The sequence below is a fragment of the Streptococcus sanguinis genome, from assembly GCA_013378335.1.
GTDB classification, from domain to species: Bacteria; Bacillota; Bacilli; order Lactobacillales; family Streptococcaceae; genus Streptococcus; species Streptococcus sanguinis_I.
In genome coordinates this window covers 1,820,589-1,839,624 of record CP040556.1, presented here as the reverse complement: position 1 = coordinate 1,839,624, position 19,036 = coordinate 1,820,589, and the positions used below count along the sequence as shown (strand labels likewise).

Sequence of the window (19,036 nt, the reverse complement as noted above, 5' to 3'; positions counted from 1 at the left end):
GAGGTAAATTATGAACAAAACAGAATTTAAAAAGATTGTTGGTGAAACTTTGAAATCACAAGGTTTTGCTTATGAAAATAAATATTATACATTTGAAAATACTGATTTAAAGGTATTTATTGGCTTTCAAAAATCTAACTTTGAGAACTCTTTCTATATCAATTACGGCTTTTTGATCAAAGGTATTTATGATGGGAAATTACCTCTATATAAACAGGGTTTGGAAGACTTTGGTGGTAGATTTGTTTATCAGGACCTAGATAGCTATAATCTAGAGAAGATAACCTCAGAAAGTTTAGTGGCTTCTATTAATAGTAATATCAAAATGTTGATTCAGCCTGCCTTTGATGATGGACTAGCAAACTATTTTGAGTTGTACCCTCACTTCAAGTTTCTTTGTAAAAAACGTGTGAAAGAATATCTGGGCTTCTAATTTTTAATGAATAATACAGAATTCAAAAAAATTGTTGGCGAAACTTTGAAATCACAAGGTTTTGCTTATGAAAATAAATATTATACATTTGAGAATGCTGATTTAAAGGTATTTATTGGCTTTCAAAAATCTAACTTTGAGAACTCTTTCTATATCAATTACGGCTTTTTTATAAAAAAGCTTCATGAAAAATTAGAGAGGTTAAGTCACGGTTTTGGAGATTTTAGAGGTCGCTTTGTTTACAATGATAACGACAAAATGATTGGAGATTACAAATTATCTGATTTGACGAAGGAAAGTCTTTCAGAGAGTATTTTAGAGAATACAGAGAAGTTTATTAAACTAGCCTTTGAGAGAGGGATTGATGACTATTTGGAAATGTATCCTCACTTAAAACGAAGACTTCCTTTGACAGTAAAGGAATATTTAGATTCCACCTACAAATGAACAAAGCAGAATTCAACAAGATTGTTGGAGAAACTTTGAAATCACAAGATTTTGCTTATGAAAATAAATGGAAGAAAAAATGGACAGAGGGGAAGATATTTTTCCCGTAATCTTAGAAGATTGAACTAGTATAAAGAAATTGGGGTAAGAGTGATTTCCTTGCCCTTTTCGCATCATAAATTTGTTAAGCAAACACGATCCTAACTTCGAGCAAAAACGTTTTGACTATATCGCTGAAACGGGCCTTGATCCAGTCACAGGCAAAAAGGCTGATGAGGAACTCCTGAATTATGCCACAAACTATACCAAGTATGCACCGAGTATAAAAGCGGGTTATGACTTCCTAATGGTAGGGGCAGCAGCTTGGAGTACTCGGGCTTATAATAAGGATTTACAAACACAAAGGGCTGACACCCAGATTAATAAGTATTATCAGATTAAGGATGCGGTGAGGAATAATGTTGTAAAAGATATCCCTATAAAAATCGGGATGCCAGATAACGCTAATTATGCCCAAAAGACATATAGCAATTCATTTAGTGAAATGGGCAGAGAAAAATATTCTGAGTTGGCTGGGGAACCAATTAACACAATTGATGATTTAGTTGATTCTATAAATACTAAAAAAATATCAATAAGCGAGTTACCGGTTGAATATATCGAAAGGGATGGACATACCTTGATATTGAATACCAGAACTTCTCAAGCACTAACCCAAGCAGGTATCCCAAGGAGTGAATGGTTTACAATTAATAGAACAGGAAATTCTTTATATGAATCTTTACTTGATGGGCAATTAAAGCGTAATAAACTAACTTCTGAAGGTATATCAGAAGTTAGACCTAGCACACGAAAAGGAGATTAAAATGAATATCACAGAAAAATATATCTTACCAATGTTTTCTTCAAATTTAGTAAATGATCCAATTATTGAAATCAAAGGTATGCAAGTTTCTATTACAATATCAGGTTATGATGACGATGAGAATTTAAGCGAAGTTAAATTTAAATTCTATTCGGTAATTGAGTTTACTAAAACTTCCCCTGTTTTTGGAATTATTAATGGTTCTTATGATACACTCGTAGAGGTGCAAAGTTCTGAAAGATTGATTGAGTTAGAAACAATTAATAATCATGAATACTCATTTTGGTCCCCTAAGCACTATGCTCTTTATTTGGATGGATATGGATTTTTCCAAATATTTGCTAAAAAATTTGAGGTAGAGAGACTTGTTTGATTATCAAAAACTGAGCAGAGAAATTTCATATATTTTAAGACATAATCCTCAAAAATACAATTTAACGTTGGATAAAGAGGGGTGGGCAGACATTAATGATTTATTACAAAAATTAAATGCTAGATCTGAATGGAATGGTCTTTCTAAGAAAGACTTAGAGAAAATGATTGCTTCTTCTGATAAAAAAAGACATGAAATTCAGTCTGACAAGATTCGAGCCTTTTATGGTCATTCACTAAAAGAAAAGGTACAAAAAAATCCTTGCCAGCCACCTAATGTTTTATATCATGGAACTGTTGAAAAATTTGTAGATTCTATTCTCGAAAAAGGACTGATTACAAAGGAACGACAGTATGTACATCTATCTACAACTCCTGAAACAGCTAAAAAGGTTGCCTTAAGACGAGATAAAAAGGCAATTATTTTAAAAATTGATGCACATAAGGCCTGGGATTCAGGAATAAAATTTTATCTTGGAAACGAAGATATTTGGCTTTCAGAACCTATTGCTAGTAAATTTATATCTGTTTTAGAATAAATATTGAGATTAGGACATACTATTTCAATAAAAAGGGAAAATGTATGTGCATCTAGCCATACTTAATAATGAGAGGGATTTATTAATAATATAATTACACAGCTTGTGTCTGTTCAGGTTCTGTAATTATTCAATTAAACTTTTAAGGAATTCCTAAATCTTAAGCTGCACCAATCTTTTGGCGATGGATTAGCAAACTATTTTGAGTTACACCCTCATTTTAAGTTTCTTTGCAAAAACATGTGAAAGAATATCTGGGGTTCTAATTTTTAATGAATAATACAGAATTCAAAAAAATTGTTGGCGAAACTTTGAAATCACAAGGTTTTGCTTATGAAAATAAATGGAAGATAAAATGAACAGAGGGAAAGATATTTTTCCCGTGGTCTTAGAAGATTAATCAAGTATAAAGAATTTAGGGTAGGATGGTTTCCTTGCCCTTTTCGTATCATAGATTTGTTAAGCAACACAGTCCTAATTTCCTCGTGGTAGGGACAGCAGCTTGGAGTACTCGGGCTTATAATAAGGATATACAAACACAAAGGGCTGATGCCCAGATAAATGAGCATTATCATATTAAGGATGCGGTGAGGAATTCGAGTGTGGGGAGTCGGCCGATTGTCGGTCCTCAACTCCCATCAAAGAATTGGACACTAGAATTGCCGAAAGTTGAAACTAAGACAATCGTGGGAAGTCAGTCGATGGTGTCGGAGATTAATACAGGAGGGAATACTGATGCTCCTGCTATAAACACTGGAGGCGTAGAAGTTTCCAATAATTTGAACTTTAATTTGAATGATATAGATAGCTTTGATAACGCGAATATTAAAAGTGTTGAGGCTTTTTTAGACAATGAACTTCAAGGTTATAGGAAAGCGCCTTTGAAAAGGGGCGATGGAGTGAGATATTATGATGGTAAAGGAAATTCATGGCAATTAAATTATGGATATGAGAATGCGACAGATTATATACATGGAAAGCCATATTTGAAGACTACCTATAATGGGGAAATTGTTAGAATTCCATTACAAAAATAAAGGAAATTAAGATGGATAAAATAGATTTAATTGAATTACTACAATCATTTTTAGAAGAAGATGCAATAGTGAGTAGAATATTTTCATACTTTTGCCTACAAAAAAATTATAATATTGCTTTATTGGATAATATTATCTCAATTGGATTGAGAGAGAATATACTTATTATTATTAATTCTAGCGATGAGGACATTGAATACGACCGTATTGAATGGAAAAAAGATAATACTTATCAGGAAGTGATTTTTAGAAATCCAGAAAAATATGTTCCAGTTTTGTTTTCAGACGCTATTTTAATTCCTGAGCCTTTCTCGCAATTTTTAAAGTCTTGCTAAGTGAATTGTATAAAAGCGGGTTATGACTTCCTAATAGTAGGGACAGCAGCTTGGAGTACTCGGGCTTATAATAAGGATATACAAACACAAAGGGCTGATGCCCAGATTAATGAGTATTATCAGATTAAGGATGCGGTGAACAGGGTCAATGCAAATCCATCTGTGAATCAAAATGCATCATTTAGTAAATTAAATACAGAAATTTAGACTATTGATTTACAAGATGGAACTTGGCAAAAAGGAAATTCGGAACGTGGATTTTACATTGATGAAAATTTGAATGGAGGAAATAATGTGGGCAAAAATTATCCGGTAATAGATCGCTATGACCCCGTTACAGAAACAGCTACTAGCGTTAAAAGCCGAGATTTAAATGCTAAGACTTATCAAAACGGATCCAAACTTAAGAGCGTTGTCAAACAAGACATAAACAAATTAAAAGATTTTGAATTAGTTAATTGGAAAGGGATAGAATTGGAGGGCGAAACAATTACAAAAAGAAATTTGGATATAGTCGTTCCGAATACAAAATTAAGTCAAAGTCAGATAGATGGATTAAATGAAGCTATAGCATACGGGAAAGAGAATGGTGTTACAGTAAATATTTATGTTGGAGGAAAATAATGCAAAAAGTAGTAACCTTATATTTTAAACAAGAATTTGGTCTAATTGCCAGCGTTCGAACCATTAACAAAGTTAATAACTTACCAACCCAGTTAGATCCAGTTAGAATTGTTCGAGGAAAAGTAACTAAACTAGACTATAAAAAGCTCATTTTGGAAGGTTTTAAATTAGCTGAGAAATTTCCATATATTGAAAGACATCAGGAATATCGTTTTTGGGAAGTAGATGGAATTAAATCATATAAAACTTTTAATAAGCAGTTTTCTTGTATCAGAATTAGAGAAAAAGATGGTGTATGTTTGGTTCAGAAACTGAAGCGTATTGCTGATGGTGGCTACGGATTGGATAAAGGGTATGATTTTGAGTTTTCTATTTCTGATTTAGAAGCTAATATTCCCCATATTCAGCAACTTCTGACAGATTATGATGTTGACAGAAGCGAGAAACTTAATTTTAAATCGTTGGAGGATAATCTAATTTCCTACCAAGAATTACCTGACGGTTATGAAGATTTTGGAGATGGACATACAGATGCTTATCAAATGTACGCGGACAGTGAGAATTCTAAAAACATACTTGCTTTCATGATAGATAATGGCTATGATTCTTTTGAGTCCAAAGATATAGAATCCAAATTTATCCAGTTTTGGGGCCGCTTGAAGCTTATGAATATACATTTGTGGATGATGAGCAACTTTATGCTAGGGTATATGCTTTAAGTACTCAATATGAAATTTATTCTTATATTTTCAAAGATGGTGACTCTTATTTGGAAATTCAATATCAATTGGACCGCATTCATACTTCCACAGAGCAGAGAAAAAAGATTCAAGCAGATTTTGAAGAATTAATCCAGTCAGTAAAGGTTGAGAAAACCTAGTAGAAGAAGTAGTAGTGTATCCAAAAGTTAGAGTTGGCTGCTCTCTATTATTTTAATATAATATATTATATTGCCTGACAAACAAGACCTCAACTAAAAAAACGTTTTTACTATATCGCTGAAACGGGCCTTGATCTAGTCACAGGCAAAGAGGCTGATGAGGAACTCCTGAATTATGCCACAAACTATACCAAGTATGCACCGAGTATAAAAGCGGGTTATGACTTCCTAATGGTAGGAACAGCAGCTTGGAGTACTCGGGCTTATAATAAGGATATACAAACACAAAGGGCTGATGCCCAGATTAATGAGTATTATCAGATTAAGGATGCGGTGAGGAATCAGCCGGTGGTGCCAGCTGCTGAAGTGAATACTGGAATTCCTAAATTAAATTACTCTAGTTTACCTGATAATGCACAAAATTCTTACAATGAGTATACAAAGGTGGGTTGGGAAGGTAATTTTAAAGGTCAGACAGAAGGAACAGCAGCAGGGAAAAAATTCAGAAATGCTGATAATGTTTTGCCGGCTACTGATCAGCACAACACTCCAATCACTTATAAAGAATTTGATGTCAATAATAAACTCCCATCCCAAGGAAGAGATGGTGAGAGGTTTGTAAGGGGAAGTGATGGCAGTGTCTATTACACGGAAGACCATTATAAAACATTTAAAAAAATAGAATAGAGGTTTGAAATCGTGAAAAACAAAATTCATTACATTACAAAGCTTGAATTGAAAGACCTATTGCCTTTCAGCGGCTTTGTAGCAATTTTTGATGGGAAGCAGATCCAAAACAAAGAAGAGCTATTCCGTTTTCTTGAAAAAACTGCCGGCCTTCCTGATGCGAATAATTGGTCATCTATTACAGATTGGCTGACAGACTTATCATGGTTAAAAGCTGAAGAATACACTTTTATTTTTGAAAATTATGATGGTTTCTTAAACGATGACTTATCTTCTAAAGACTTATTTTTAGAAATTTTGGAAGAAGATGTTCTTCCTTGGTGGGAAAGTGATGTTGAAAAACATGTTGTTGGCGGTAAGGTCAAGAGTTTTCAAGTTTACATAGTGGAAAATTAAAAAATGGGAAACATTTTTATGGAGTTGCCTTAAGGTAACAAATTTGATGATTCATATAGCGGTATATTCATGTCAGAGACGGAGAGGGCTAATCGCAGCTATGTAATTGACCGTTACTTTCTGATGGACAGTCAGAAATTGCTTAGCTGGCGTAATCCTAATTACATGGTTAAGTTCAATCATTACATTCTTGAAGAAGGGATCAATCCGATTACATTTGAGCCAGCAACGGCACGGAAAGCCGGAGGAAAGCCAATATTTTAAAAATTTGAGTGAATTTGAAGAAAAAGCTAAATTGGGCGAAAATCTACTATCAGAAGTTAAGGATTTTATAGAGTGAAAAGATATCTCGCATAAACAAAAAACTAGAGCAGTCACTGAACTGCTCTAGTTTTTATAAAGTCTTTTCTGGGTCTCTGACCACCAGCAAGTCAACCTTGGCGTGGCGCAGGATATATTCAGATGAAGAACCGACTAGCAGCCGTTCAAAGGCATTGAGGCCGGTAGCACCGACCATGATCAGATCTACCTTGTGCTCTTCTGGGATATCTGTAGCCAAGAGAGTCTTGGGATTGCCCATCTCAATGACAATGTCAACATACTTGATACCGGATTTTTGAGCCTTTTCTTTTAGCTCTGCTGTCAGTTTTTTGGCATCTTCCTGCAAGTCCTCATAGACATCTGCATCAAAGGTTGAGACACTTTGCAAAGCCCGGGTATCAATGACGTGGGTGATGGTGAGACGAGAGCCGTTTCGGAGCGCCACGTTAACGCCCTTTTCAAAGGCTAGTTCGGATTCATGAGAACCATCCACAGCAACCATAATGTTTTCATATTTCTGAGTCATAGAGCTACCTCCTCTAAAATGGTCGGCAAAGGACGTCGCATCATTCACAGAATGATTGGGCTGACCAAAAATCAATCAGTCCATAACGTCCGAGTGATTTGCAACTATTTTCTTGTTTCTATTGTAACCCTTTTCAGAAAAAAAGTAAAGATAAAATGGAAATGCTGTCAGAAAATTGCAAGCTGAGAAAGAATCCGTTACTTTGAGGAATTAGAAGAATGGCGCTTTGTATCCTATAATTCTCTTTTTAATTACATGGAAAGCGAGTTTATTTTTTGTTGTCAATCGCTTTTTCTGGTGGTATAATGATAACATTCTGATGAATAGAGGAAAAATAAGAATGAAAGAATTTGACAAGTCCAGCAAGCTGGAACATGTTGCCTATGATATTCGCGGTCCGGTTTTGGATGAAGCTATGCGCATGCGGGCCAATGGCGAAAAGATTCTCCGCCTCAATACAGGGAATCCGGCAGAATTTGGTTTTACCGCTCCGGATGAGGTCATTCATGATTTGATTATGAATGCGCGTGACAGTGAAGGTTACTCTGACTCCAAGGGAATTTTTTCAGCCCGCAAGGCTATCATGCAGTACTGCCAGCTTAAGAATTTCCCTAATGTAGATATTGATGACATTTATCTGGGAAATGGCGTCAGCGAGCTGATTGTCATGTCCATGCAGGGATTGCTGGATGACGGAGATGAGGTGCTGGTGCCAATGCCAGACTACCCACTCTGGACGGCTGCAGTCAGTCTGGCTGGTGGGAATGCTGTTCACTATGTCTGTGATGAGCAGGCAGAATGGTATCCAGATATTGACGATATCAAGTCAAAAATCACATCTAATACCAAGGCTATCATTATCATCAACCCTAACAATCCAACGGGAGCACTTTATCCTAAGGAACTGCTGCTGGAAATTGTGGAAATTGCTCGCCAGAACAATCTCATTATCTTTGCGGATGAAATCTATGACCGCCTGGTGATGGACGGCAATCTCCACACCTCTGTAGCTAGTCTAGCACCCGACCTTTTCTGTGTCAGCATGAATGGTCTTTCTAAGTCGCACCGTATTGCAGGCTTCCGGGTTGGCTGGATGGTGCTATCTGGGCCTAAGCATCATGTTAAGGGCTATATTGAAGGGTTGAACATGCTCTCCAACATGCGCCTGTGCTCCAATGTCTTGGCTCAACAGGTCGTTCAAACGTCACTTGGCGGTCATCAATCTGTGGATGAACTGCTCTTGCCAGGTGGCCGTATCTATGAGCAGCGTAATTTCATCTATCAGGCTATTCAGGATATCCCGGGGCTATCAGCTGTAAAACCTAAAGCAGGTCTCTATATTTTCCCGAAAATTGACCGGAACATGTATCGCATCGACGATGATGAGCAGTTTGTGCTCAATTTCCTCAAGCAGGAGAAAGTCCTTCTCGTCCATGGACGAGGCTTTAACTGGCAGGAACCAAATCATTTCCGAATCGTTTATCTGCCTCGAGTAGATGAACTAGCTCAAATCCAAGAAAAAATGACGCGCTTCTTGCGCCAATATCGCCGTTAATAAGCGGATGTTGCAAAAAGGCTGGAAAATATTCCGGTCTTTTTCTTATGCCTCTTACATATTTTTTAGTTTAATAGCTGTCTTTGAATTGCAAAAATAAAAAAATTAAGATGCTCTGGAAATCGAATTTCAGGTCGATTGGTAAAAATTATAGGCGGATTTACCGACATTTTTTAGGATTTTGTCCAACATTTTTTATGTATCTGTCCAAAAATGCTTAAAAAAATGTGTTAGCGTCTTCCTTCCAGAAGACAAACATGGTAGAATGTGTTTGTCAATGTTTTTAACAATGATGAAAAAGTGGAGGAGATTATATTGACAATGAAAAAGACACTTAGTGCTTTTTCTGTCAGTGCAGCGGCATTGTCTTTGGTGCTCGCAGAAGGAGTTCAGGCTGATCAATTAGTTGATAATCAGTCTTATTCTGATGCGCCCGTTAGTCAAAGCCAACCACAGGCAGAAAACACACAGAAGGATGAATCTGTTTCGAAAGAACAGGTAGACGCTGCTCAGGCTCTTGTACAAGAAGCCGACAGCAATGTTGCACAAGGGAAAGCTGATTTGGCTCAAGCTCAGGCAAATACTGCAGCAGCTCAAAGTCAGGTCGAGCAAGCACAAGCTGAAGCGAACCGGGCACAGGAGGCAGCTGATAAAGCTGGTCCGGAAGCTATTGAAACAGCTAAGCAAGAAGAGAGCAATCAAAAAGCTCAAGTGGACAGCAACAAGTCAGAATTGGCTAAAGCTGACCAAGCAACCAAGACGGCTGAAGCTGAGCGCGATGCTCAGGCAGCCAAGACTAAAGAAGCTCAAGAGCAAGCGAAAACTCAAGAAGGACGCCTTGCTAAAGCTCAAAATGACGTGAAGGAAGCTCAGGCTAACCTAAGCGGTGAAGCTACAGCTAAGGCAGAAAAGAATGTGAAAGCAGCCCAAGATAAGGTGGCGGCTGACCAGTCTGCTGTTGAAACAGCTCAAGCAAAAGTAGCTACAGCTCGTCAGACTGACAGTCAGAAGCAGGCTGAAGTTACAAAAGCTCAGACCAACCAGACTCAGGCTAAGACGGCTCGTGATGCTTCTCAGAAGAACTTGCAGGATAAAACTGCTGCAGCTGAGAAGACCCAGTCAGACTTGAATCAAGCTCAACAGGCTTTAAAAAAGGCTCAAGCTGGAACGATTACTACTGAAGCTTCTAGCAATAAAAACCGTGTGTCAATGACTCCGGAATACATTGCAGCCTTGAGAGAGCTAATTGCACCGAATTTATCAGAGCAAAAAACTAATGAGATTCAAAAGAGACTGGCTGCACTTAATGCCAGTGCTAAGGCTCTCAACCGTTATGTAGCTGATCCTACAGATAGCAAAGCTTTGATTGATACCAACAATATTCCAAAGAATGTTCGTCAGGAACTTTCACAGTTTGCTTCAGAACTCATCAACCAGCTGCGTGCTCAGATGGGAACAGGCGAAGTAGTTGTGACACCATCTTCAATTGATTTCGCTGATAAAGTGGCAACAGAATACCGCAAAGACAACTGGAACTGGGATTTGATGGAGGAATACCATCACGATGCTAGAGGAATTAACCGCGTAGCGCGTGAATATGGTTTGATGACCACAAGTGCTGAGCAGGAGAGTAAAGGTCTCCAGTACTATGAAAACGCTTATATCTGGCGAGAAAATGCTAGTCAAATGAGTGTAGCTGAAATGAAGAGACGAATCTATGATTCCGTTGTTGAATTCATGTTCAATGGCTATGAATGGCTGCATGCTACATCAATCTCTGGTCTCAATACTGGTCGCCAGAAAAACTATCTGGGAGTTGATTTCTCAATGGAAGGCGACATCACTATGGCTCATTTCACCATGGTGTCAGAAGATCAAGTCAAGTATGCTAGCAAAAAGAACTTCAATGCCAGCCCGATTACAGGAAAAGCTCCAACAGCAAAAGTAGATCCGCAGGAAGTAGCTAAGGCTCAAACTGCCTATGATGCTGCTTTCAAGGCCAATCAACTGGCTCTGGCATCTAAGGGAGTTGCCCAGTCTACTTATAATCGGAGAGCTGCAGCTTTAGAGCAGACCAACCAGCAACTGGCTCAGGCGCAAGCTCAAGCAGGTGAGTCAGCAACTGCTCAGGCTCAAGCAGCTCTTGCAGCAGCTCAAGAGAAGTTGGCAGCTGATCAAGCAGCTTTGGCAGCAGCACAAGCGGCTCTGCAAAACTCAAACTTGGATGACAAGACTAAAGCGGAAAAATTAACTCAGGCCCAAGAAGCTCTGACTGCTGTTCAAGCAACAGTTGCCGCAGCACAGCAAGCTCTAAAAACTGAATCAGATAAGTTGGCTCAGCTAGAAGCAACTTTGAATGCAGCAAAAGAAAGAAAGACTAGCCTTGAAAAAGCTCTTACAGATGCTGAAGCAGCCTTGCAAACAGCTAAAGAGTCATTGTCAAATCTTGAAAATGCAGAAGAAAACTTGGAACAAGCTAAAAGCAAGCTAGCCGCAGCACAGTCTGCTTACCAAGCGGCTCTTACAGCTCAAACAGATCAAGAAGCAAAAGTAGCAGTTTTAACTGCAGTTCAAGCACAAGCTAAGGCGACATACGACTTGCTAGCTCAAACTTATGCAGAACAAAATAAGGAAGAAGATATTCGCTATTACCAATCTGTTTTGGCTCATACAGAGGAGCGCTTCGCTCGCTCATCGCATACTGGACAAGCCGTAGCTTCCCAGCATACAGCTCTTGGAACGACTGGAACTGCTGGAACGACTGGAACTGTTGGAAGTGCTAGCCCTGTAAACCATAAACAGGCGGCTGCTTCAGGTCATGTCTTACCTAAGACAGGAGAAAACTCTTCTTGGCTTCTTCTGGCAGGCCAAATGCTTCTGCTCATGGCTATGAAATTATTCTACAAGAAACGTTCTCTTGATTAGAAAGAACAAAATCAATCAAAAACAGTCAAAAATTTGACTGTTTTTTGTTTAATATGGCTTGATATATCAAGTCATATACTTGAAAAATTCTTTATTTTATCGAATTGTATGTAATTGTTTTTCAATAAAAAATTTTCAGATAATTATTGAAATTTCACTGCTTTTATGTTACAATTAAGCTAATAAATATGAGGTAAAAACATGGCCAATTTACTAGAAAAAACACGAAAAATTACGTCTATTTTGAAGCGCTCGGAGGAGCAGATGCAGGAAGAACTGCCCTACAATGCTATTACGCGTCAGTTGGCTGATATTATCCACTGCAATGCCTGCATTATCAACAGCAAGGGCCGTCTTCTAGGCTATTTCATGCGCTATAAGACCAATAATGACCGTGTGGAAGCTTTTTTCCAGGATAAGAATTTCCCAGAGGAATACGTTCACGAAGCCAATCTGGTCTATGAAACAGAGGCTAATCTCCCAGTTGCACATGATTTGACGATTTTCCCAGTGGAGACCAAGGATGAGTTTCCGGACGGGCTGACTACCATTGCACCCATTCATGTGTCAGGGATTCGTCTGGGCTCACTGATTATCTGGCGGAATGACAAGGAATTTGCGGACGATGATCTGATTTTGATTGAGATTGCCAGCACAGTGGTTGGTATCCAGCTGCTTAACTTCCAGAGGGAAGAGGATGAGAAAAATATCCGCCGCCGGACAGCAGTGACCATGGCAGTCAATACCCTGTCTTACTCAGAACTGAGGGCTGTTTCAGCTATTTTGGGCGAGCTCAATGGCAATGAAGGCCAGCTGACAGCGTCTGTCATCGCTGATCGCATTGGGATTACCCGTTCAGTGATTGTCAATGCCTTGCGTAAGCTGGAAAGTGCTGGGATTATTGAAAGCCGTTCGCTGGGGATGAAAGGAACTTATCTGAAAGTGCTGATTCCGGATGTCTTTGATGAAATTAAAAAGAGGGACTACTAATGCCAAAAGCACTGATTTCCATTGATTATACAGTTGATTTTGTCGCAGATGAGGGCAAGTTGACAGCAGGAGCGCCAGCTCAGGCAATTTCTGAAGCCATTGCTCAAGTGACGGAGGCAGCTTTTGACCGAGGAGATTATATCTTCTTTGCTATTGATGCCCATGATGAGAATGATGCCTTTCACCCTGAAAGCAAGCTGTTTCCGCCTCATAATATCAAAGGGACTAGCGGTCGCAATCTTTATGGCCCTTTGGCTGATTTTTATGAGAATCATCAAGCAGACTCGCGGGTATTTTGGATGGATAAGCGTCATTATTCTGCTTTTTCCGGCACGGATTTAGATATCCGTCTGCGGGAAAGAAAGGTAGATACGGTCATTTTGACAGGAGTCTTGACGGATATTTGCGTCTTGCATACAGCGATTGATGCCTATAATCTTGGTTATCAGATTCAGGTGGTAGAGCCCGCAGTGGCTTCTCTGTCAGAGGAAAATCACAAATTTGCCTTAAACCACTTGCAAAATGTTCTGGGTTCGACTATAATAGATACAATTTAAGAGTAAATGAGAAACAGAGTAGGCTTGCTGACTTGTACAGAGAGTGCTGATAGCTGAGACCAGCACCAAGAAAGCAAAAACCGAAGAACATGTTTCGTAATCTTTTGTGTGATCAAGCACAAACGTCGCTCACGTTACGAGCTCAGAGGCTGCCTTTTAGGGCAGCGAATAACAGTGGTACCACGGCTTTCGTCTGTTTTAGAGACGGAAGCTTTTTATTTTGCGGTAGGTCAGGTGAAGACGATGAGGGAATGTTGCTAATATCCTGAACAACAGGGCGGAGCTACAAATTGATTTGAGAGGGAAAGAACATGAAAGAAATTTTTATCGGAAACTATGGTTTAGAGCAGGTCGGACAGATTATGACAGCACAAGGTTGGGTGGCAAATATCCGCAATCATGGTAAGCTGGCCTTTATTGAATTGCGGGACCGCGAAGGCTTGCTTCAGGTCTTCGTCGGCGGTGAGATTGAAGATTTTGCTAAACTGGAAGACATTGGCAAAGAGGATGTCATTGCAGTGACAGGGCAAGTAGTTCAGCGAGAAGAACGCTTTGTCAACAAGGCTATTAAGTCCGGTCAAGTTGAGTTGAGGGCTGAAAAGATTGAGCTTATTGCTAGCAGCAAGGCCCTGCCTTTTGAGCTGGATCAGCATGCCCATACAGGAGAAGACCTGCGTCAGAAATATCGCTATCTAGACTTGCGCCGTGAGAAGATGACACATAACCTCAAACTACGTCACCAGATCACCTCAACCATTCGGGAATATTTAAACGGTTTGGACTTTTTGGAAGTGGAGACGCCATATCTGACCAAGTCGACACCTGAAGGGGCTAGGGATTTTCTGGTGCCTAGTCGGGTCTTTAAAAATCAGTTCTACGCCTTGCCGCAGAGCCCACAGATGCTCAAGCAGTTGCTTATGGGAGCTGGCCTTGAGCGCTATTATCAGATTGTTCGTTGTTTCCGTGACGAAGACTTGCGAGGCGATCGTCAGCCAGAGTTTACCCAGGTGGACTTAGAGCTGAGTTTTGCCAGCGAGGAAGAAATCCGAGATCTGGTTGAAGCTATGCTCAAGGCTGTTGTCAAGAAAACTCATGGTTTAGAGCTGACGGAAGCTTTTCCGACTATCAGCTATGAAGAGGCTATGAGTCGATTTGGTTCTGATAAGCCAGACACTCGCTTTGGTTTAGAGCTAAAGAGTTTGACAGATTTGTGTCAGTCCAATGATTCGCTTCTCATCAAGAAAGCTCTGGATAACCAAGAGGAAGTGATGGGAATCTGTGTGCCAGATGCGGCTAGTGCTTTTAGCAAGAAACAGCTGAGTCACTACTATCAGGAAATGAAGGAATTTGGCTGCAGTCGTTTTGCCAGTCTAAAGGTTGAAAATGGCCAGTTAGTTGGTGATTTGGCTAGTACCTTTGAGGCTGAAAGTCAGGATTTGCAGGTACGTTTTGAGGCCAAGGATGGAGACCTCATCCTGCTAGTCATGGCTAAGAAGCGCCGGGCTCAGGAAGCTTTGGGACATTTGCGTATAGAAGTCGCAAAAGCTTTGGATTTGATTGACCCGAGTCTGCTTCATTTCCTTTGGGTTGTGGATTGGCCGCTGCTGGAATGGAATGAAGACCAAAACCGCTATCAAGCCATGCACCATCCTTTCACACAGGGAATCTTTGAAGATGGACAAGAGCCAGACCAATTCCGCAGCCACGCTTACGACATCGTCTTAAACGGCTATGAGATTGGCGGAGGGAGTCTGCGGATTCATGATCGGAAGGCTCAGGAAGCGATGTTTGAACTGTTGGGCATGAGCCGAGAAGATTATGAGCGGGACTTTGGTTTCTTCCTAGAAGCCTTAGAATACGGCTTCCCACCGCACGGCGGCTTGGCTCTAGGCTTAGATCGCTTGGTTATGATTTTAGCTGGGGAAGAAAATATCCGCCAAGTCATCGCTTTTCCGAAAAATGGTACTGGCTTTGATCCTATGCTGGAAAGCCCAAGTTTGGTGGACCAAAGACAGCTCAAAGAACTGCATTTGGAATTGAAGAATTAGCCTGAAATATGGTAAAATGAAATGATGCGAATTCCTGAAGAATGGCAGGAAGAAGCTGAAGAAAAGAGCTAGTGGATGGCAAATAAATCAGCGTCCCTGGCTTGTCAAAGTAAAGGTGAGCTGAAGCTTGGAAATAAAGATGTCATCTAGAAATTCTTATTTCCAGTCGCTAAAGCTCACATATCTTATGAAAGGAATCAGAGATGAAGATTACTCAAGAAGAAGTAAGTCACGTAGCTAAGCTGTCAAAACTGGCTTTCTCACCAGAAGAAACTGCTGAGTTTGCGACGACCTTAACCAAGATTGTCGACATGGTCGAATTGCTCAATGAAGTGGACACGGAGGGTGTGCCTTTCACTTCTAATGTAGCTGCCAATATCAACTATATGCGAAAAGATGTGGCTCAGCCAGGCTGGAGCCGGGAAGAGCTTTTCCAAAATGTACCTGAAAAAGAGCGGGGCTACATCAAAGTGCCTGCCATCCTAGATGACGGAGGAGATGCCTAATGACTTTTAATCACAAGACCATTGAAGAACTGCACGACTTGCTGGTCAAGAAAGAAATTTCTGCGGTAGAGTTAACTCAGGCAACTTTGGCAGACATCAAAGAACGTGAAGGAGCTGTGGACAGCTTCATTACTGTCAGTGAAGAGGAAGCTTTGGCTCAGGCCGCGGCTCTGGATGCTAAGGGCATTGACGCCGATAATCTTATGAGTGGGATTCCGCTGGCGGTTAAGGACAATATCTCAACCAAGGGAATCTTGACGACAGCTGCCTCTAAAATCCTCTACAACTACAAGCCTATTTTCGATGCGACCAGCGTGGAGAAGCTTTATGGTGAGGACATGATTATCGTCGGGAAGACCAACATGGACGAGTTTGCCATGGGTGGATCCAGTGAAAACTCTTACTTTAAGACGACTAAGAATGCTTGGGACAGCAGCAAGGTTCCAGGTGGATCATCTGGTGGATCAGCGACAGCTGTTGCCTCTGGTCAGGTTCGTCTGTCACTGGGGTCAGATACGGGTGGTTCTATTCGTCAGCCGGCTTCCTTTAACGGTGTAGTCGGCCTCAAGCCAACCTACGGACGGGTTTCTCGTTTTGGTCTCATTGCTTTTGGATCTTCTTTAGACCAGATTGGGCCTTTCTCTCAAACGGTTAAGGAAAATGCACAGCTTCTGAATGTTATTTCTGGTAATGATCCTAAGGATTCTACATCATCACAAGAGGCAGTGCCAGACTTTACCAGCAAGATTGGCCAAGACATCAAGGGCATGAAGATTGCCCTGCCTAAGGAATACATGGGTGAGGGAATTGACAGCAAGGTCAAGGAAACGATTCTGGCAGCAGCGAAGCACTTGGAAAGTCTAGGAGCTATCGTTGAAGAAGTTAGTCTGCCTCACAGCAAGTACGGCGTGGCTGTTTACTATATCATTGCTTCTTCTGAAGCTAGCTCTAACCTGCAGCGTTTTGATGGTATTCGCTATGGCTACCGTGCAGAAGGAATTGAAAATCTAGAAGATGTCTATGTCAAATCTCGCAGCGAAGGCTTTGGTGAAGAAGTGAAACGCCGCATCATGCTTGGAACTTTCAGTCTGTCATCTGGTTACTATGATGCTTACTTCAAGAAAGCTGGTCAGGTTCGGACTCTGATTATGCAAGATTTTGCTAAGGTTTTTGAAAAATATGATTTGATCTTAGGTCCAACTGCACCGACTGTTGCTTATGACTTAGGCAGTCAAAACCAGGATCCAGTGGCCATGTATCTGGCTGACCTTTTGACCATTCCAGTTAATCTGGCTGGTCTGCCGGGCATTTCAATCCCAGCTGGCTTTGCAGATGGTCTTCCAGTCGGCTTGCAGCTGATCGGTAACCACTTTGATGAAGCGACCATCTATCAGGCAGCCGCAGCATTTGAAGCGACGACTGACTACCACAAACAGCAGCCAGTTATCTTTGGAGGTGAAAAATAATGAACTTTGAAACAGTTATCGGACTGGAAGTCCATGTTGAATTGAAGACCAATTCAAAAATTTTCTCACCGGCTCCAGCTCACTTTGGTGAAGATCCAAATGCCAACACCAATATCATCGATTGGTCCTTCCCAGGTGTGCTGCCTGTTATGAATAAAGGTGTTATTGACTATGGTATCAAAGCTGCTCTGGCTTTGAACATGGATATTCACCAGAAGATGCACTTTGACCGCAAGAATTACTTCTATCCGGACAATCCCAAAGCCTATCAAATTTCTCAGTTTGATGAGCCGATTGGCTACAATGGCTGGATTGAGATTGAGCTAGAAGATGGCACGACCAAGAAAATCCGTATCGAGCGGGCCCACTTGGAAGAAGATGCCGGAAAGAATACCCACGGCAGCGATGGCTACTCTTATGTGGATCTCAACCGCCAAGGGGTGCCATTGATTGAGATTGTATCGGAAGCAGATATGCGCAGTCCAGAAGAAGCTTATGCCTATCTGACTGCTCTCAAGGAAATCATCCAGTACACGGGTATTTCGGATGTCAAGATGGAAGAGGGCTCCATGCGGGTCGATGCCAATATTTCCATCCGTCCTTACGGACAGGAAGAGTTTGGTACTAAGACTGAGCTGAAAAACCTTAACTCCTTCAACTTTGTCCGTAAGGGTCTGGCATTTGAGGAAAAACGCCAAGCAGAAATCCTACGTAGCGGTGGTCAAATCCGTCAGGAAACCCGTCGTTATGATGAAGCGACTGGCGAAACCCTGCTCATGCGGGTTAAGGAAGGTTCAGCGGACTACCGTTACTTCCCAGAGCCTGATCTGCCAATCTTTGAGATTGAAGATACTTGGATTGAGCAAGTTCGCAGCAGCTTGCCAGCCTTTCCAAAAGAACGCCGTGCCAAGTATGTGGGCGACTACGGTCTGTCTGACTACGATGCCAAGCAGCTGACAGCGACGAAGGCTGTGTCAGACTTCTTTGAAGCAGCTCTTGCAGCAGGCGGTGACGCTAAGGCTGTCTCTAACTGGCTCCAAGGAGAAGTGGCTCAATATCTCAATGCCGAAGGAAAGACCATCTCTGAGATTGAGCTGACACCTGAGAACCTGACTGAGATGATTGCTCTGATTGCAGACGGAACGATTTCCTCTAAGATTGCTAAGAAGGTCTTTGTCCATCTAGCTAAAAATGGTGGTTCTGCCAAGGAATATGTGCAGAAAGCAGGTCTGATTCAAATCTCAGACCCTGCCCAACTTCTGCCAATTATCCAAGAAGTATTTGCCAACAACGAAAAAGCGATCAATGACTATAAGGGGGCAATAAGAATGCGGCCAAGTCACTAATTGGTCAGCTTATGAAGGCCACTAAGGGTCAAGCCAACCCACAAGTAGCACAAAAACTGCTCAATGAAGAGTTGGAGAAATTGTAGAAATAAGTAGAAAACCAGTCAAGAGGCTGGTTTTTGTTGTGGAGAAATCTAAAAAAATCAACTGTATAAAACGTTGACCAAGTGACAACTTTGGA

The 19,036-nt window shown here is 40.9% G+C and carries 20 protein-coding genes and 3 pseudogenes; 22 read left to right on the top strand and 1 reads right to left on the bottom strand.

Annotation, left to right across the window (positions count from 1 at the left end; genetic code table 11):
- Positions 1 to 10: 10 nt before the first annotated feature.
- The 13 genes and pseudogenes from FFV08_09475 (at position 11) to FFV08_09415 (ending at position 6,879) form a co-directional block, all read left to right on the top strand.
- A complete protein-coding gene (locus tag FFV08_09475) occupies positions 11 to 433 on the top strand; it encodes a DUF4304 domain-containing protein (protein QLB52804.1) in 423 nt (140 codons plus the stop codon).
- A gap of 6 nt (positions 434 to 439) precedes the next feature.
- Complete coding sequence (locus FFV08_09470) at positions 440 to 880, top strand: DUF4304 domain-containing protein (GenBank protein QLB52803.1); 441 nt, start codon at positions 440 to 442, stop codon at positions 878 to 880.
- A 181-nt stretch (positions 881 to 1,061) separates the two neighbouring features.
- Positions 1,062 to 1,745, top strand: a complete 684-nt coding sequence (locus FFV08_09465) for a hypothetical protein (GenBank protein QLB52802.1) — start codon at positions 1,062 to 1,064, stop codon at positions 1,743 to 1,745.
- 1 nt (position 1,746) lies between these two features.
- Complete coding sequence (locus tag FFV08_09460; GenBank protein ID QLB52801.1) at positions 1,747 to 2,118, top strand: hypothetical protein; 372 nt, start codon at positions 1,747 to 1,749, stop codon at positions 2,116 to 2,118.
- Positions 2,111 to 2,656 (top strand): RNA 2'-phosphotransferase, encoded by a 546-nt coding sequence (locus tag FFV08_09455; GenBank protein ID QLB52800.1) that lies wholly within the window; start codon positions 2,111 to 2,113, stop codon positions 2,654 to 2,656. The genes FFV08_09460 and FFV08_09455 overlap by 8 nt, the downstream gene beginning before the upstream one ends.
- A gap of 587 nt (positions 2,657 to 3,243) precedes the next feature.
- A pseudogene (locus FFV08_09450) lies at positions 3,244 to 3,693 on the top strand (hypothetical protein).
- Positions 3,694 to 3,704: 11 nt separating this feature from the next.
- A complete protein-coding gene (locus FFV08_09445; protein QLB52799.1) occupies positions 3,705 to 4,028 on the top strand; it encodes a hypothetical protein in 324 nt (107 codons plus the stop codon).
- Complete coding sequence (locus FFV08_09440) at positions 4,029 to 4,235, top strand: hypothetical protein (GenBank protein QLB52798.1); 207 nt, start codon at positions 4,029 to 4,031, stop codon at positions 4,233 to 4,235. It abuts the gene before it with no gap.
- 87 nt (positions 4,236 to 4,322) lie between these two features.
- Positions 4,323 to 4,652 carry a hypothetical protein gene (locus FFV08_09435; GenBank protein ID QLB52797.1) on the top strand — a complete coding sequence of 110 codons (330 nt, stop codon included), beginning with the start codon at positions 4,323 to 4,325 and terminating at the stop codon, positions 4,650 to 4,652.
- A complete protein-coding gene (locus tag FFV08_09430) occupies positions 4,652 to 5,371 on the top strand; it encodes a hypothetical protein (protein ID QLB52796.1) in 720 nt (239 codons plus the stop codon). The genes FFV08_09435 and FFV08_09430 overlap by 1 nt, the downstream gene beginning before the upstream one ends.
- Before the next feature lie 392 nt (positions 5,372 to 5,763).
- On the top strand, positions 5,764 to 6,219 hold the full coding sequence (locus FFV08_09425; protein ID QLB52795.1) for a hypothetical protein: 456 nt from the start codon (positions 5,764 to 5,766) through the stop codon (positions 6,217 to 6,219).
- A 12-nt stretch (positions 6,220 to 6,231) separates the two neighbouring features.
- Positions 6,232 to 6,615, top strand: a complete 384-nt coding sequence (locus tag FFV08_09420; protein QLB52794.1) for a barstar family protein — start codon at positions 6,232 to 6,234, stop codon at positions 6,613 to 6,615.
- A gap of 69 nt (positions 6,616 to 6,684) precedes the next feature.
- Positions 6,685 to 6,879 carry a hypothetical protein gene (locus tag FFV08_09415; GenBank protein ID QLB52793.1) on the top strand — a complete coding sequence of 65 codons (195 nt, stop codon included), beginning with the start codon at positions 6,685 to 6,687 and terminating at the stop codon, positions 6,877 to 6,879.
- 130 nt (positions 6,880 to 7,009) lie between these two features.
- Here the strand turns inward: FFV08_09415 and FFV08_09410 are convergent, their stop codons facing one another.
- A complete protein-coding gene (locus FFV08_09410) occupies positions 7,010 to 7,462 on the bottom strand; it encodes a universal stress protein (protein QLB52792.1) in 453 nt (150 codons plus the stop codon).
- Between the two features lie 51 nt (positions 7,463 to 7,513).
- Here FFV08_09410 and FFV08_09405 point away from each other — a divergent pair.
- The 9 genes and pseudogenes from FFV08_09405 (at position 7,514) to gatB (ending at position 18,941) form a co-directional block, all read left to right on the top strand.
- Positions 7,514 to 7,782: pseudogene (locus tag FFV08_09405) on the top strand (hypothetical protein).
- 20 nt (positions 7,783 to 7,802) lie between these two features.
- Complete coding sequence (locus tag FFV08_09400; GenBank protein ID QLB52791.1) at positions 7,803 to 9,017, top strand: pyridoxal phosphate-dependent aminotransferase; 1,215 nt, start codon at positions 7,803 to 7,805, stop codon at positions 9,015 to 9,017.
- Positions 9,018 to 9,338: 321 nt separating this feature from the next.
- Positions 9,339 to 11,942 (top strand): SEC10/PgrA surface exclusion domain-containing protein, encoded by a 2,604-nt coding sequence (locus FFV08_09395; GenBank protein QLB52790.1) that lies wholly within the window; start codon positions 9,339 to 9,341, stop codon positions 11,940 to 11,942.
- Positions 11,943 to 12,143: 201 nt separating this feature from the next.
- Positions 12,144 to 12,932 carry a GTP-sensing pleiotropic transcriptional regulator CodY gene (codY, locus tag FFV08_09390; GenBank protein ID QLB52789.1) on the top strand — a complete coding sequence of 263 codons (789 nt, stop codon included), beginning with the start codon at positions 12,144 to 12,146 and terminating at the stop codon, positions 12,930 to 12,932.
- Positions 12,932 to 13,489, top strand: coding sequence for a cysteine hydrolase (locus tag FFV08_09385; protein QLB52788.1), 558 nt, complete (start codon positions 12,932 to 12,934; stop codon positions 13,487 to 13,489). The genes codY and FFV08_09385 overlap by 1 nt, the downstream gene beginning before the upstream one ends.
- A 311-nt stretch (positions 13,490 to 13,800) precedes the next feature.
- The gene (gene aspS, locus FFV08_09380; GenBank protein ID QLB52787.1) at positions 13,801 to 15,537 is read left to right on the top strand and encodes an aspartate--tRNA ligase; all 1,737 of its coding nucleotides are present in this window, start codon (positions 13,801 to 13,803) and stop codon (positions 15,535 to 15,537) included.
- 203 nt (positions 15,538 to 15,740) lie between these two features.
- Positions 15,741 to 16,043, top strand: a complete 303-nt coding sequence (gatC, locus tag FFV08_09375) for an Asp-tRNA(Asn)/Glu-tRNA(Gln) amidotransferase subunit GatC (GenBank protein ID QLB52786.1) — start codon at positions 15,741 to 15,743, stop codon at positions 16,041 to 16,043.
- Positions 16,043 to 17,509, top strand: a complete 1,467-nt coding sequence (gatA, locus tag FFV08_09370) for an Asp-tRNA(Asn)/Glu-tRNA(Gln) amidotransferase subunit GatA (protein ID QLB52785.1) — start codon at positions 16,043 to 16,045, stop codon at positions 17,507 to 17,509. The genes gatC and gatA overlap by 1 nt, the downstream gene beginning before the upstream one ends.
- A pseudogene (gatB, locus tag FFV08_09365) lies at positions 17,509 to 18,941 on the top strand (Asp-tRNA(Asn)/Glu-tRNA(Gln) amidotransferase subunit GatB). Before gatA ends, gatB begins: the two are co-directional and overlap by 1 nt.
- Positions 18,942 to 19,036 lie beyond the last annotated feature (95 nt).

Excerpts from the sequence above, each read along its gene's own strand:
- FFV08_09475 (QLB52804.1), top strand. The coding sequence starts at position 11 with ATGAACAAAACAGAATTTAAAAAGATTGTTGGTGAAACTTTGAAATCA.
- FFV08_09470 (QLB52803.1), top strand. The coding sequence starts at position 440 with ATGAATAATACAGAATTCAAAAAAATTGTTGGCGAAACTTTGAAATCA.
- FFV08_09460 (QLB52801.1), top strand. The coding sequence starts at position 1,747 with ATGAATATCACAGAAAAATATATCTTACCAATGTTTTCTTCAAATTTA.
- FFV08_09445 (QLB52799.1), top strand. The coding sequence starts at position 3,705 with ATGGATAAAATAGATTTAATTGAATTACTACAATCATTTTTAGAAGAA.
- FFV08_09430 (QLB52796.1), top strand. The coding sequence starts at position 4,652 with ATGCAAAAAGTAGTAACCTTATATTTTAAACAAGAATTTGGTCTAATT.
- FFV08_09425 (QLB52795.1), top strand. The coding sequence starts at position 5,764 with ATGGTAGGAACAGCAGCTTGGAGTACTCGGGCTTATAATAAGGATATA.
- FFV08_09415 (QLB52793.1), top strand. The coding sequence starts at position 6,685 with ATGTCAGAGACGGAGAGGGCTAATCGCAGCTATGTAATTGACCGTTAC.
- FFV08_09410 (QLB52792.1), bottom strand. The coding sequence starts at position 7,462 with ATGACTCAGAAATATGAAAACATTATGGTTGCTGTGGATGGTTCTCAT.
- FFV08_09400 (QLB52791.1), top strand. The coding sequence starts at position 7,803 with ATGAAAGAATTTGACAAGTCCAGCAAGCTGGAACATGTTGCCTATGAT.
- FFV08_09395 (QLB52790.1), top strand. The coding sequence starts at position 9,339 with ATGAAAAAGACACTTAGTGCTTTTTCTGTCAGTGCAGCGGCATTGTCT.
- codY (QLB52789.1), top strand. The coding sequence starts at position 12,144 with ATGGCCAATTTACTAGAAAAAACACGAAAAATTACGTCTATTTTGAAG.
- FFV08_09385 (QLB52788.1), top strand. The coding sequence starts at position 12,932 with ATGCCAAAAGCACTGATTTCCATTGATTATACAGTTGATTTTGTCGCA.
- aspS (QLB52787.1), top strand. The coding sequence starts at position 13,801 with ATGAAAGAAATTTTTATCGGAAACTATGGTTTAGAGCAGGTCGGACAG.
- gatC (QLB52786.1), top strand. The coding sequence starts at position 15,741 with ATGAAGATTACTCAAGAAGAAGTAAGTCACGTAGCTAAGCTGTCAAAA.
- gatA (QLB52785.1), top strand. The coding sequence starts at position 16,043 with ATGACTTTTAATCACAAGACCATTGAAGAACTGCACGACTTGCTGGTC.